Origin of the sequence: Hallerella porci (assembly GCF_003148885.1) — a bacterium.
Classification (GTDB): Bacteria; Fibrobacterota; Fibrobacteria; order Fibrobacterales; family Fibrobacteraceae; genus Hallerella; species Hallerella porci.
In genome coordinates this window covers 1-13,840 of record NZ_QGHD01000042.1, presented here as the reverse complement: position 1 = coordinate 13,840, position 13,840 = coordinate 1, and the positions used below count along the sequence as shown (strand labels likewise).

At 44.6% G+C, this 13,840-nt stretch carries 19 protein-coding genes; 13 read left to right on the top strand and 6 right to left on the bottom strand.

Annotated elements, in window-relative coordinates:
- Window positions 1-209 (top strand): hypothetical protein (locus tag B0H50_RS13750; protein WP_233244820.1); only part of this gene is annotated, 209 nt, incomplete at its 5' end.
- Window positions 210-301: 92 nt separating this feature from the next.
- Here B0H50_RS13750 and B0H50_RS12375 read toward each other — a convergent pair.
- From B0H50_RS12375 to B0H50_RS12360, 4 genes are all read right to left on the bottom strand, one after another.
- Window positions 302-928 (bottom strand): hypothetical protein, encoded by a 627-nt coding sequence (locus tag B0H50_RS12375; RefSeq protein WP_146193768.1) that lies wholly within the window; start codon window positions 926-928, stop codon window positions 302-304.
- Entirely contained in the window at window positions 859-1,266 is a 408-nt protein-coding gene (locus B0H50_RS12370) for a hypothetical protein (RefSeq protein ID WP_146193767.1), read from the bottom strand. The genes B0H50_RS12375 and B0H50_RS12370 overlap by 70 nt, the downstream gene beginning before the upstream one ends.
- An 88-nt stretch (window positions 1,267-1,354) precedes the next feature.
- On the bottom strand, window positions 1,355-2,110 hold the full coding sequence (locus B0H50_RS12365; RefSeq protein WP_109587865.1) for a hypothetical protein: 756 nt from the start codon (window positions 2,108-2,110) through the stop codon (window positions 1,355-1,357).
- A gap of 194 nt (window positions 2,111-2,304) precedes the next feature.
- Complete coding sequence (locus tag B0H50_RS12360) at window positions 2,305-6,057, bottom strand: PLAT/LH2 domain-containing protein (RefSeq protein ID WP_146193766.1); 3,753 nt, start codon at window positions 6,055-6,057, stop codon at window positions 2,305-2,307.
- A gap of 511 nt (window positions 6,058-6,568) precedes the next feature.
- Between B0H50_RS12360 and B0H50_RS12355 the strand changes: the two genes are divergently transcribed.
- Entirely contained in the window at window positions 6,569-7,270 is a 702-nt protein-coding gene (locus B0H50_RS12355) for an NYN domain-containing protein (protein ID WP_106200111.1), read from the top strand.
- On the opposite strand, the gene B0H50_RS13205 is transcribed toward B0H50_RS12355, so the two are convergent.
- Complete coding sequence (locus tag B0H50_RS13205; RefSeq protein ID WP_146193765.1) at window positions 7,212-7,550, bottom strand: hypothetical protein; 339 nt, start codon at window positions 7,548-7,550, stop codon at window positions 7,212-7,214. The two genes, B0H50_RS12355 and B0H50_RS13205, sit on opposite strands and share 59 nt — an antisense overlap.
- Before the next feature lie 30 nt (window positions 7,551-7,580).
- Entirely contained in the window at window positions 7,581-8,051 is a 471-nt protein-coding gene (locus tag B0H50_RS13200) for a hypothetical protein (RefSeq protein ID WP_106200113.1), read from the bottom strand.
- 144 nt (window positions 8,052-8,195) lie between these two features.
- Here B0H50_RS13200 and B0H50_RS12340 point away from each other — a divergent pair, with 144 nt between their 5' ends.
- The 11 genes from B0H50_RS12340 to B0H50_RS13525 all read left to right on the top strand — a co-directional run.
- Window positions 8,196-9,329 carry an ABC transporter substrate-binding protein gene (locus B0H50_RS12340; protein ID WP_158275927.1) on the top strand — a complete coding sequence of 378 codons (1,134 nt, stop codon included), beginning with the start codon at window positions 8,196-8,198 and terminating at the stop codon, window positions 9,327-9,329.
- A 6-nt stretch (window positions 9,330-9,335) separates the two neighbouring features.
- Window positions 9,336-9,584, top strand: a complete 249-nt coding sequence (locus B0H50_RS13745) for a cyclic nucleotide-binding domain-containing protein (protein ID WP_233244818.1) — start codon at window positions 9,336-9,338, stop codon at window positions 9,582-9,584.
- A gap of 63 nt (window positions 9,585-9,647) precedes the next feature.
- Window positions 9,648-9,746, top strand: coding sequence for a cyclic nucleotide-binding domain-containing protein (locus B0H50_RS13740; RefSeq protein WP_233244822.1), 99 nt, complete (start codon window positions 9,648-9,650; stop codon window positions 9,744-9,746).
- 37 nt (window positions 9,747-9,783) lie between these two features.
- Window positions 9,784-10,140 carry a DUF4388 domain-containing protein gene (locus B0H50_RS13735; protein WP_233244817.1) on the top strand — a complete coding sequence of 119 codons (357 nt, stop codon included), beginning with the start codon at window positions 9,784-9,786 and terminating at the stop codon, window positions 10,138-10,140.
- Window positions 10,141-10,163: 23 nt separating this feature from the next.
- On the top strand, window positions 10,164-11,189 hold the full coding sequence (gene purM / locus B0H50_RS12330) for a phosphoribosylformylglycinamidine cyclo-ligase (RefSeq protein WP_109587860.1): 1,026 nt from the start codon (window positions 10,164-10,166) through the stop codon (window positions 11,187-11,189).
- A gap of 189 nt (window positions 11,190-11,378) precedes the next feature.
- Entirely contained in the window at window positions 11,379-11,546 is a 168-nt protein-coding gene (locus B0H50_RS12325; protein ID WP_233126448.1) for a hypothetical protein, read from the top strand.
- Between the two features lie 153 nt (window positions 11,547-11,699).
- Window positions 11,700-11,849 (top strand): IS3 family transposase, encoded by a 150-nt coding sequence (locus B0H50_RS12320; protein WP_269843939.1) that lies wholly within the window; start codon window positions 11,700-11,702, stop codon window positions 11,847-11,849.
- Between the two features lie 138 nt (window positions 11,850-11,987).
- Window positions 11,988-12,149 carry a hypothetical protein gene (locus B0H50_RS13395; RefSeq protein ID WP_158275926.1) on the top strand — a complete coding sequence of 54 codons (162 nt, stop codon included), beginning with the start codon at window positions 11,988-11,990 and terminating at the stop codon, window positions 12,147-12,149.
- A gap of 17 nt (window positions 12,150-12,166) precedes the next feature.
- Window positions 12,167-12,955 carry a fibrobacter succinogenes major paralogous domain-containing protein gene (locus B0H50_RS12315; protein WP_109587859.1) on the top strand — a complete coding sequence of 263 codons (789 nt, stop codon included), beginning with the start codon at window positions 12,167-12,169 and terminating at the stop codon, window positions 12,953-12,955.
- Window positions 12,955-13,245, top strand: a complete 291-nt coding sequence (locus B0H50_RS12310) for a hypothetical protein (RefSeq protein WP_109587858.1) — start codon at window positions 12,955-12,957, stop codon at window positions 13,243-13,245. Before B0H50_RS12315 ends, B0H50_RS12310 begins: the two co-directional genes overlap by 1 nt.
- Before the next feature lie 54 nt (window positions 13,246-13,299).
- Window positions 13,300-13,840 (top strand): LEPR-XLL domain-containing protein (locus B0H50_RS13525; RefSeq protein WP_146193764.1); only part of this gene is annotated, 541 nt, incomplete at its 3' end.

The window sequence follows — 13,840 nt, the reverse complement described above, 5'->3', positions numbered from 1 at the left end:
ATCATATTTTAGAAAACCTTGCAATATTTTCACAGGGTAGAAATCAGTTTTTCCCAATAGTTATGCGGGCTGGGCGGGATTTTAAGGGACGACTAACTACTAGCTACTTTTTCTTTGATCGAATAGATCTGGTCTTTGGATTTTTTGTCTTGGAATCAATTATTTCTTCAATCGTTGAAAATAAGGTGGCTTGCAGAGATGGTTCTTGATTTTTAAGTTTAGAAGTTTTGCAAGGTTTTCATGAATGTCTATAAATCCTTGCGAATTTCAAACATTCGCTACAGCTAAAATTTTTTTCCTTTCAAAACGCCACGAGCAAATTCAGCCCGCCGCCAACATTCGCCAGATTCACTGACGGAACGATTGTCCATTGCACGGAATTTTCACGCCGTTCCTTGTAACGCTTGAGCGCATCGATATACTCGTCTCGCCGGTTCGCATGGCCTTTGCAATCCCTATACTCATCGATGTTGGAAATCAGGATAGGAACACCGACCAAATAAAAAGGAATAGCAACGACGATAAATGTTACACCAAGTAAACGGTAAAAGCTCTCGTCGCCAAAAGAGTTAAGCAGGCCAATCCCTCCCGCAAGCAAGCCAGATCCAAGCCCGACATAAACGCCTCCGAAAATCATGCCGGTCACATTCGAACGATAGTCGGCATTCAAACTTTCTTCAACAATTAAAGCGTTATAGATGGATAGGCTGTCATCCACCCCGCCAGTCGAAAGCTCTTCACCCTGTTTCAAAGGAAACTCCCCATTCGCCAAAGTGGTTTCCTCCGCATTGGCAAATCCCCAAAACAGACTCCACAACAAAAACAACAGCATCCGTTTATTCCGCATCATTCCATACCTCAAAACGCCACGAGCAAATTCAGCCTGCCGCCCGCATTCGCCAGATTCACCGAAGGAACGATTGTCCATTGCACGGAATTTTCTCGCCGTTCCTTGTAACGCTTGAGGGTATCGATGTATTCGTCGCGCCGGTTCGCATGGCCTTTGCGCACGACAAATTTATACGTGTTGTATAAAAAAACAGGAAGACCAACTAGATAAAATGGAATAGAAATTGCAGAAAAGAAGCCTACCGAAATTGCCGACGCAAAATCATTTTTTGAAACGTCATTAATGGCCACACTCAAAAAAAATGTTCCTGAGCCAATCAAAAATCCTCCAACAATCATCCCGGCGACATTGGGACCATAATGGGAATCGTAATTTTCTTCTGCGATCAAGTCATAATAAATTGCCAAACTATCCACATTGTTTTTTCCTAAAGGATCATTTTCTTGGGAAAAGCCAAATGAGCAGAAAAGAAGCAAGAATAAAAGCATCCATTTTAGCACAGCGTCACCTCACCTCTCCATCAACTGTAACAATTCCGCCTTGTTTTGTTCTTACTGTTACTCCTATTGTAAAGTCATTAGCATTGATAGAATGCGTAATCCTGTAGAGATCTTCTTTGCACAGATTACGCAAGTCAAAGCATTGCTGATAATCATTATTTTCACCCTTACATCTCTCTACAATAGGAGCTAGTGAATGATTTGGCATGATTTGGAAGGTGCTTTTTAAAAGTTTAAAATCTTTATTAGAACAAATATTTAGCACATCAGAATTTTTAACCAAACCGTCAATCCAAAAATACTGTCTCTCCGATTCCAGCCGCAACTTCAAATCAAGGGAGATATTGTCCTCGATTTCTCCGATGGATAAAGCCAATTCCTTTTCTACAATCGCCAAGTCCAAATTTTTTTCCAATTTGTTCACGTAAGCGTCCAAAAGCGTGCTGTATTTCTGACGCCAAAGCTCGACCATTCCTTTGGACGGAGAAAAGAACGACTTCAGCGAAGAAACAATCGGGGAATTTGTTATGTGATATTGTTCCAAAATTTTGCCAACTACTTCGCTTAAATCCATCACGACAACGTAGGCATCTTTTAATTCCTGCAGCGAAAAGGTTCCCCGAATCGGCATTTCGCCTTTAATCACCCCTCCAGTGATATTGGACAATTCCGATTGGAAATCCGAAGCGAGCACCAAGTCGTAACCAAAGACGACATCGTCTTTCCCGCGAATGTCTATTCCCACATTATTTACGGTCAAAACGAGGTTCCCAATATTACAACGGCAATTTCATGCGATCCCGAAAAATAGGACATCAGTACGTTGTTTATCGCCGTTTCTCCGACCAAAGTTTGCATTTTGATCGGAAGAGAAATCCTTTCCGGTTTGAAATAATCCGCCCCGAAAAGAAAATGGGAATAAATCAAGAGTATGCACAAAATCCGTTTCACGTTCTACCTGCCCGCCACTTCAATTTTTTTGACAAAGCCCATATTATCCAACAGGAAAAGTCCAGCACCGTTATTCACATTCAGATATACGGAAAAACTACATTCCCCTGCGTCGGATTTCAACGCCTGTAGCGCATCCGGCGGCAACGTGAACCGCACATTGTTGAATTCCTCGCGGAACAAATGTGTCAAATCCACATTTCCCAGATACATAGAAATTCCAGAATCAAAACACCGAAGCCCCATTCCTAAATTGCCTACCCAATAATCGTTCGGCTGAGGATTCGGCACATAGACATCCAGAGAAATGACATCGGAAACATATTGCAATTCAGAAAGTAAAAAGCGGCGACTTTCTATTTCCGTATAACCGGACGCCATGATGCCTGTTGCGCCTAGACCTTGCATTTTGGGAGAATCCACAAAAAGAAGTTCCGTGCCGCTAGACGACCAGTCGTTGATATTATCGAAAGACATGAAATCCACGGCATACACATTCAATACGGGACTGGCCTCGATATGTTCCGTCCTACGAATTTTGATATCACCGCCAAATCGCAGATTGTCTATGCGGAAATCATCCGTATTTTCATTCACATTCAATATAACAGAAATCGTCGCATTTGGATAATCGCCGGCAAAGGCAGAGTATATCGTCGGATTCAATGCAAAAGTAAGCGTATTCCACCCGGAATGCAGGCCTGTCAATGGCTTTTGCCCAATCCAGGCATTATAAAGTCCCGCAGCAGGGATGTTCACGCTCATTTGAACATCTCCCCACCAATAAGGATTCGCCTGATTTTCCGGAATCCAAACATCCAGAAGGAGAGTGTCGGAGAACGCTCCCAACTCGTATGTATTAAATACAGGCGAAATAATCGGCATATAGCCCGAACCATGTATTTTCAAAGAATATCCGACGTTGCCATATTTCACAGCACTATCCAAAGAAAGGCTCGCGTTTCCACTAGTCCAAGAATTTTCTACATCGTCAAAAGTCATAAACCAAGGCAAGCTCTGAATTTTTATTTTGATGATTTCTCTCGCCCAAATTCCCTCACGAGACACCCTTACCAAAATGCTATCGCCCGACACGCCATAAGGAATTCGTACTTGAATCCTTTCGTTTTCAACAGCTCGGATTCCACCCGTTTTTTTACCAAATTTCACTTCTATAGCATTAATTGAATCTCCAAAATTTTTTCCGAAAATTTCAATGATTTGACCGGAGTAAACAATGGAGTCCGAAATGCCAGAAATATGCGGAACAAAGGATTTTACAATTTCTATGGAAGTGCCATAGGTGATGTCCCAGCCATTCGATAGAGTTCGGAGTTTGTAAATTCCCTTTTCCATATTTTTCGGGATTTGCAAATAGACACCTTTTTTAGACAAGGCCAAAATTTGAAGTGGATAGTTTTCCAAATAGAAGAGGGAAGTCGTATCTATATTGCGCATAGACACTTCAAATGCGTCGCCAGGCTTTGCCTGGGTGACGGCGATGCCGTTCAGAACAGGTTTTTCACCCCGAACATGAACAAACACCTGCTGAACCACACCATCAATAAGAACAGAACCAAGATTGTATTCGCCCAAAGGAGTGTCTTCTGGGACATAAAAAGCGGCACTCCGACTGTCGACAGAAATAGGAAAAATATCTTTATCCAAAACAATCTTGATGCTTTGCGCCTGTTTTAAATTTTTTCCCAAAATATTCAAGTGATCTCCCGGACGGACTTCATAAACATATGGTATAAACTGAGGGACCAAATCTGGGCACGCCAGCTCTTCCGATTCCCAATCCCAGCCATCGTTTTTATTCAGGCTGTTGGTAAACTCATATTTATATTCCTCATTGTATGGCATTCCATATATTCCGCCATAAACAACAGGAACGACAAACAAAGATTCCGGAGACCATCCGGCTCCATCGCCCGAACCGTCATTATGTAATTTGATTTTTTTTATGCCCTTTAAATCCTTTATACCCGAAAGTAAAAAATGGTCCTCTTTTCCTTTTTCAAAGTTGTCCTTATCATCATTCAAATCAAAAGATTCCGTTTCCCCTGAACACCCCTCTAAAGTCAATGTAATATCGGCGTCCGTTCCCGAAGCCCCGCCGCTTTTGGTCTTTATCCTAACATTATAGCCAAAATTGTCATTTACATAGCGTGTTGCAGAAATATCGCAAATGAACAAAATCGGATCGGCATTTACCGGATAAAGGTAAAATTCATCGGAGGTTTGGACTGGATAATTCCAACGGTCCGTTGTATAATAAGCTCCTTGATTTTCCCCCTCGGCAAGCCATTGCCGGAACATAAACCCCTGGCCGTCCTTTAAGGAATGGCCTTTACTTTCAGGAAAGGAATAGTGGCTGTACATGACATCCTGCACATACCAGCCTGGGCCACTTCCGTCATAAACATTATGCAACGTCAGGCTTTTCAAATTCGCCAATTTTTCGTTCGTGACAATCGAGTATGTGGAGGTGCCGCCTTTTTCAAAATCGTCATGGTCGTCCTTGTCCAGCAAAAATGTCAGGCATTTACCGTTTACATCGCAGGCGTCCGCTAAAATATGCGAATCCGTTCCCGACGCTTCAAATCGGGAGCCACTTCCTGTCTTTACGGTGAATGTATAAATTTGAGGATTGTCCGCTTGATGAAATGTAAAAGACGTAGGCCTATTGGAGCCGCCTATCCAACGGTGTATTGGAAACCAATAATGGAATGAGCTATTATTGGGAACCGTCATGTCCACGGAAACGGAATCCACATACCAACCGGGTTTGCTCCCCGAATTATCGCTGGTCAAGGACAATGACAAATTATCCACCAAGAGTGCGGAACTTTCTAAAAGCAAATGGGAAATTTGACCCTTTTTCGTCCAGTCGTTTAGCGCACCGTTGATGCACCGTCTGCCGCCGAAAGCGTCATCTCCGCACAAGGAAACGCTTATTTTAGATTCCGTCCCCGCATTCCCCACATCATCTGCTGTATATACGGCAATATTATAAGCGACCGTTTCGCAAGGGCCGTCTCCGATGACGACGGCATCGCCTATCTTGGTTTTGGCAACAGGGCAGCCATAGGCCATAATTTTATTATCGGAAACTTTCGTCCCCGAATGCTGAATCCCTATAGGAGAGAGAAACTCCGGGTAGCTGATGGCTATGTGGTTGGTAAGGTCTAGGCAACTATTAGCATTTGCAAAAGAAGTCACGGCATTATCTATTGCAGCTTGAGCTTTTGAATTAATTTGTTCATCTGCATCTCCCCACATTTTATATATAAATTTATCAATGATATATCCTTTTCCATAAGAAATATCCGATATATCGGCATTAACATCGGAAATACATACATTCAGATGTACGTTTCCGTCTTCCGAAATTCCAAAATCTTTAAAAAACGCATTTGCGGAACCGTCTATTCCTTTAGTTTTTACGTGAGGATGAAAAGGGATTCCATGCGATACAACTCTCGCATTCGCATCCAATGTCCCATCCATGCTAAATTTCAAATCATCGTCGCTCAAATCCATCTTAAAGTTGTAGAAATAATACTCATTTACACTCTTAATTTCCTTTACATTTTCCAACATATCTGTTGTGCCGAAATCATGATATCCGGAATTTTCATAAACCGATAGCAAATTTTGCAGGCTTTCCCCATCCATAGAAATAGAAACCATCCCAGCATCCGAATTTGGCGCAAATTCGGCTTTACATAACGATAATGCAATTAAAAACAATAGAACGGGTTTGCAAATTTTAAACACATCAAAAAAAAAAATAATACGATTTTTTTTCGTTGTCAATGCTTTTTAGGTTGTTTTTCGTTGCGTTATTTTTGTCTTCAAAATTTAAAAATATAAAACGCTTGGAAAAATTCGACGGACGGTGCTGATACCTTGCTCCATTTTTTTATATCTTTCCCTAAAAATTATGCAAATCGGAATCCGCTTTTCTTTGGACGGAAAAACTCAGACGGAAATAAGCAAATCCAAAATAGGGAACAAAAAGTCCTCATGGCTCTTTTGAAATTGTAGGTGGCAGGGCGTCCTCGAATATCCACAAAGCCTTGTAAATTTCAAACATTTTTTTCGTCATAAACCTAACAAATACTGGGATGGGCAATTATTTGAAGGACGACTCGTCAAAGCCCGTTTTAGCTTGCCTTTCGTAAAATTTTATTTCATGGTGAACAAATCGCCGTGAAAAACGTTAATCCCATAGGGGTTCCTCTTTTAGAGGAGAACCCTTATGAATCAATCCGCGGAATCAAACGCATTTAAAGTCGGTTTTTTTGTCGATGGCTTTACTTTGCGCAAAGTCAATGAATACTACCGCAATCAAGTCCCGGAATGCAACGGTATCAATTTATCGGGACTTAAAAATTGGGCGGCTGCCCAGGCAAGTCGTTATTTTTGGGCGGGGCGTTCCATTGAAATGATGTCGCATTATTATCATCCCTATCGCAATCCCGAAGAGGACAACGATTTTCGTCATCGCGGAATGATGTTCTTTTCGGGGGAGCTTGCCAAAGCCGGTTTTGGCGTTCATTTTGCCGAAGTGAATTATGTGAAAAACCTGTGCCCCAACATGGCTCTGAAAGAAGACGTGTTACTTTATGCGCAATACAAGCAGCTGGACGCCTTGATTCTTGCCAGTACGCAGGGCCAGTTTGCGGGCCTTCCCGAACGGCTTGCCCGAATGAATGTCCCCACTCTTCTTTTGGGCTGGAACTTTACCTATTGCAATCAGAACCGCGAGGTCCATTGGCATACGGACAAGGATTTGCGCCGGGAATCGACTTATTACATTCCGATGGAACGGGTGATGGAAAAAAATAGAGCCAGCAGAGATGTGCTGACTCGAGATTTATTTTTGTCGCCTAGGGGAAAAGCTACAGCTTGTCGCGGAGTTTCTTCTGGTTTTCCGAAAGGAATGTCCAGGTTAGCTTGACGCCCATAAACCAGGTGTCGCCGTTGTTGTCCGGTTCGCCGAGAAGATAGCCTTCCACGTCAAATTCGTTGAAGCGGATAACGCGGTAGCCCGCATAAGCACCGATGGAGAACGGGTCCAAATCGACTCGCAGTTCGAGTTGGGTGTTGATGGTGGGCGAGAACACGCTGTAATAGCGATTGCGCACGGTTACGGTATCGCCGTCTTCGGTTTTGAAGGCGTAGTTGGAACCGAGGTGGATGTTCAACAGGTTGATGCCGAAGCCGACGGAGGGAATCAAATTGATGATGGTGCTTTCACCGAAGAGCTTTCAGCCGAACATCCAGTCGATGCCGTAAGAGAACCATTTGATATCGTAAAGATCGTGGCCGCTGCTGTTTTTGCTCGCCGGTTTTTCGGAAACTTGGGTGGGCATGAAGTTGATGTCGAACCAGGTCAGGAACTGGTGGTATTGCGCACCGACTTCCACGTGCAGACCGAGATAGTAATCGTTGAAATGCTCGTATTGGGAAATCGAACCGTCCTTTTCAAAAACGGTGACGGTCGAGGTGTCGTCTTCGACTTGATATGTTTCTAGATGCCCGAAATTTTTGCTGAACAGAATTTTGTTCAGATAATTCGCATAGGCACTGCGCATTCCCCGGTAGTCCGCGTTAATGGAAATGAATCCGCGGATGCCGTGCTTTTCATAAAAGCCCTCTTCGGGTTCGGCAAATACGAAAGACGTTATCGCACAAAGAGTTGCGACAAAAAGGGTAAGGGAAATCTTTCTGTTTTTCATGTTGCTTAAAACAGCTTAAAAATTTTACATGGAGATATTTTTCTAGGAATTTTAATCGGAAAAGGCAAAGCCCTTTCTGGATTTTGATATGTTTGGCGCATGAAAATGAGACGGATAACGCTGATTGGGCTTTTTTTCTTGGTAATGGCCGTCGTCATATGGGTTTGGGGCTTGCCGGAAGAAAGACGGGCTGATGCGAAAAATCGAGCCTATGCAGAAAGTGCCGCTTTGTCTCTTTCTTATGCGGCGAATTTTGGAGTGGATTCCTGCGGCGGTTTTCGGTTCCTGTGGGTGCGAAACGGAAAAATGCCTCCTTTGCGCTGGCTCTTGCGGGATTCTCTTTCTCCGTCGAATGTGCCGCCGGATTTGGCGGAGTTTCCGCGTCTTGCGCTTCCTGTTGAACGGATGACGATACTTTCTTCGACCTATCTTGGATACCTTTCCGCATTGAAGGTGCCGGAGCGGATTGTCGGCGTGGATTCCAAAAAATACATTGCGGATTCGGCCTTTTACCGTCGAGTGGACTCTTTGCGGGTGAGCGAAGTCGGTGAAGGCGTGGAACTTTCTCCCGAAAAAATATACGGGCTGCGCTCCGATGCCATTTTTGCATTTTCGACAGGCGAGACAATTCACGATGCGTACCCCAAGCTTTCGCAGTTAAAGATGCCGGTCGTATTGACTTCGGAATGGCGGGAAAAACATCCGCTCGGCAAAGCGGAATGGATAAAGTTCTTTGGCGTTCTGACCGGTCGCGAAGCTCTGGCGGATTCCCTTTTTTCTCAAAGCGAAAAAAAATATTTGGCGATTAAAGGCCGGCTGGATTTGTTGAAAGACTCGGAAAGGCCCGTTGTTTTCACGGGAACGCCGTCTTCGGGAAGCTGGCTCGCTTCTTCGGGAAACAGCTTTATGGCCGCGCTTATCCGGGATGCGGGAGGGATCTATCTTTGGCGGTCGGACTCGGCTTTAGAAACGCTTTCTCTGCCTTTTGAAAGGGCTTTAATCGATGTGCAAAAAGCGGATGTGTGGATCAATGCGGGCGGATACGCGACTCTCGACGAAATCAGCGCAAACGAGGAGCGGATTCGGCTTTTTCCCGTGTGGAAATCCGGTGAAATTTACGGTTATGATTTGCGAAAAGGGCCTGCGGGCGGGTTGGATTACTACGAAAGTGCGGTGGTAAAGCCGGATTCCTTGCTGCTGGACGTGGCGAAAATTCTACATCCAGCTCTTTTTCCGGGGATCTCTTCCAAATGGTATCGTAAACTTTCTAATATTTAATTTGATATGATTGGTCGTTCTGGTATTGGTGATTGGATCTCGGCGTCTTATGAAATGGAGAAACCGTTCCTTCAGCAGATTCCGCGTGAATCCGCCGATTTTTTCTTGTTGAATTCCCAAATTCGGGAATACGAAGCGGGAGAAGCGATTATTGTCGGTGGAGAAATGGGAGAAACGTTTTGCGTGTTGCAGAGCGGTCGCGCCCAGATTTGCGGTCGGATGTTTGCGGACGGCAGCTACAATGTCATCGCCTAGTTGGAAACGGGCGCTTGCTTTGGGGAAATATCGATTCTTTGCAACGAGCCAATCAACAATACGGTGATTGCTGCCGAGGATTGCACGGTGCTGCACCTCCCGCGGGAAGCGTTCATCAAGTTCTTGGAAAAAAAATCCGAGCATTGTCGTCTGCCTGTATAAAATTGCGGCGGATCGCTTGCGGGCAAAAAATCAGGCCTTGGACGAATTTGAAAGCCTATCTCTTTTGGCGAGCGCACATGTTTTGCCTTTTATCGATTTTGCCCAGACGTTGGAAAAAAGCCGCATTACGGGAACGGTGCTTTTGGAATGCGAAGGCGTTTCGGGCTTTATCGCCTTTAGGGACGGTCGGATTTGCTGTGCGAAATGCGGACGCTTGACCGGGCCGGACGCTTTGGAAAAGATGCTTTCTTGGGACGACTCGGCTCTGTTCAAATTGGACACGCATCTGATGCCGGACGCTGTAAACATCAATCAACAGGCCGATACGACGAGTTTAATTCTGGATGCCTTGCGCAATATCGATGAAAAGCAGCTCCAGCAAAAAAATCAATAAAACAAACACAAAGGAAAAATCGTATGAATTATGCAGACGCTGGTGTTTCCCTTTCTCGTGCAGACGAAGCCATGGTCGGCGTGAAAAAGTCGGTTCGTTCTACGTTCAATGCGGGCGTTTTGGGCGATGTCGGCAATTTTGGCGGACTCTTCACCCTGAACCATTTGGACCTGAAAGATCCGGTTCTGGTCAGCTCTGTCGATGGCGTTGGAACCAAGCTCAAGGTCGATATCGAAATGAACACCCCGACGCTCCCGGGGCAGGACATTGTGAACCACTGTTGCAACGACATTCTCGTTCAGGGCGCACGTCCGCTCTTCTTCCTCGATTACGTCGCCATGGGCGCTCTCTACCCGCAGGTGATGACAGGCATCGTGGAAGGCATGTCCAAGGCTTGCCGCGAAAACGATATGGTCCTTATCGGTGGCGAAACGGCGGAAATGCCGGGCATGTACGCAATCGGCGACTACGATATTTCAGGCACGATTGTCGGTGTTGTCGAACGCAAAAATATCATCGACGGTTCTCGCATTCATCCGGGCACCAAGATTTTGGGACTTCCTTCTACAGGATTGCATACCAATGGGTATTCGTTGGCCCGCAAAGCGCTGTTTGAAGTGGCGGGTTACAAGGTGGATTCTCGCGTGGAAGGCCTCGACAAGACAATCGGCGAAGCTCTCACGGTGCCGCACCGCAGCTATTACAAGAGCCTGATCGAACTCACCGATGCTAAAAAAATCGACGGCCTTGTCCATGTGACGGGTTCGGGTTTCCAGGGAAACATCCCGCGGATTCTTCCTGCTGATGTGGACGTGGTCATTGACCGCACTTCTTGGGAAGTTCCGGCGATTTTCAAAATCATCCAGCAGGCTGGCAGTGTTGAAAAGGATGAAATGTATTCGACTTTCAATATGGGAATCGGGATGCTCGTGTTTGTCGATGATGCGAACCTGGCGGACGTGGAAGCCCATCTGAAATCGAAGAACGAACCGTTCTACCATGTTGGCGAAGTGGTGAAAGGAACGAAAAAGGTTCTCTTCCGCGACTAGTTTCGGGATTTCGAAAGCATAGAAGAAAGGCTCCCATTTTTCGGGAGCCTTTGCTGTTGTAAAAAATCCTTTCGGAATCATAGATAAAGGCTATTTTTAAGAAAATCGTTCCACACTTAGCTTGGAATGACCGGAAAAAGTTATACTGACGCAACTAGTGGCTTATTACTTTTAAAGGAGGAACAGGCAATGCTCAAACCCGCAAATAAAGAAGAACTGAAGAGAATCATCAAAAACCGCATTCAGACAGAGGGAATCAAATGCGATCTGAACGACATTGACGTTTCGGACATCACGGACATGAGCGATATGTTCAGTGGAAGTCGGTTTGAAGGCGAGATCGCCTCGGCAATGTAAACATGCGAGCATGTTTACGCTGCACTCGGCTCACGGTCATTGCGCAACCCCCAAAAGGTAAAACAATGGCAAAAATCTACAAGCCGAGAGTCGCGAGCAAGCTTGCTTGCTCATGACCGAGGCGCAGAAATATAAATCACGAAGTGATTTTCGATGGCCTACAGGCGTGACTTCAAGGACCTCGAAGACGTGCGGGAGGCCGTTTTCAGGTACATCGAGCTGTTCTACAACCGCAAAAAACTCCACAGTTCGCTCGGATACATGACCCCGGTCGAATATAGGCTGTCAAAACAGGCTGCCTAGACCACAAGGGTATACCACTTAACAAGAAAAAAGGATAGATTTAACTTAACCGGTAATGAATATGGTTGTTCATGTACCCACTATTAAAAAAAAACTACAAATCCAGAATTTGTCCGCAACCCCGAGACGGGGCTGTATGTGGCAGAAGATTCCGGCGAACTAGTCAAGTCCGTAAACAAGGACTTGATAATAAACCCACAGAAAAATTTTGAAATACAACAGTCTGCACCGCTGAGCGCTGCGGATATTCAAGCCCTGCTCTCTATAGACCCGGACAATCTGGGCGGCACGAAAGTTTAATAATAGAAGTACAAATTATGAACAAGTTCAAGACATTACTTTTTCTGGCCGCGTTTAGCGGAATTGGCCTTTGGGGCTGTGACGATTCTTCGTCGGCCTCTAGCAATGGACCGGACGAAAGTGCGACGGCGGAGTCTTCTTCAAGTTTAAAAGACTCTGATACTGCCGAAGACTTATCCTCGTCGATTGATAAGGCTCAGGAATCCAGTTCCTCGATGAAGTATTCTTCAAGTGAAGATAAGAATAGTAGCTCGTCGGTGGAGAAGTCGAATAGTAGTTCTTCATATGTTGCCGATTATTGCAAGGAAGGCGATATTGATACATTGTATCAAGAAAAACGAACGGTGTATGTTCACTGTGATGGTGGGTATTGGAAAACGGATTCTATCGTCTATGATCCCCAACCCAAAGAATACCCAGTGATGGATAGTTTGTTTGAAACGAAATATTCTACTTATGGAGAATTTGAAGATCCCCGTGACCATCAGTCGTATAAGACAGTCATCCTAAACATGCATGATGGAGATGGAATGATTGTTGAGGGCGAAAAGATCGAAGTATTTGCCCAAAATTTAAACTACGGCGAGATGATTGATACTAGTAAAAAAATACACGATGACACTAAGGTGGAAAAGTATTGTGACTTGAATGACGAGTGGTTCTGCGACAACGGCTGGGGGGGGGGGCGATACACCTGGAGCGAAGCGATGGGCTTATCAGCTAAGTATGACTCAGTGCTTTGGAAGGATACCGTAGGTGGAGACACTAGAATTCATCAGGGCTTGTGTCCGGGGGGGGGCATATAATGAATGCCTATGAATGGAAGAATTACACGTCGGAAGGGGGGCTTGCTTTATCTTCGAAAGTAAACTGGTGGCCAGTAAATATGTCGGGAGCGAACCTATTAGGTCTGTCGGTATTGTTCCAAATGAAAACCTACAAAGAAAATTGGGGAAATGCAACATTTTTTCTTCCTGCAGAAGAGGATGGTAAAAAAATGTATCGAGTTACTGTCAATGATAGCTATGTCACTCAAAATGCCGCAGCAATAAAGCATCATAATTGGTTTTATGTTCGCTGCGTAAGAGATTACTAATAGAAGTATAATTGTAAGTAAAATTTCAACAAACAGATTTCCTAAGGGGTTCCTATGTCTAATTCTAAAAAGAACAAAATGTTCAAGAAAAACAATCGTTTTGATTGCAAGATTGAGCAACTTGAGCCGAGACTTATGATGGATGCTACGGCTGATGAATGGAATCAGGAAGCGCTCCAGTTGGATGTAAATGCAGCAAGTATATTTGTTTCATGTTCGGACTATCAAAAATGGGCAAATACGAACATCCGCACCCTGTTTGTTGAAGATTCTAACAATGATGTTAGGATTGCTAAAGCTAATAACTTGATCAACGATAATCAGGCAATAAACCTTTTGTCTTTAAATTCTAGCGAAGTTGCAAATTTGAAGCAGATTATGGATTCTGCTTCCCAAATTGCTAAAAGTAGCTATAGACAAAGCTTGCTGAATACGGCTCCTTTTAATGGTATAAATGACCCGAATACAAGTGCCGAGGAAGATTGTCTTCAGCCTGCGAGCTGCCTTGTGAGCCTTCTTGCCGTTCTTCGGGTGATTGCGGAAACGCTGGTCACGATGGACCTTCTTCAAGGTTCTCTTGTAGGACTGTCTTTGC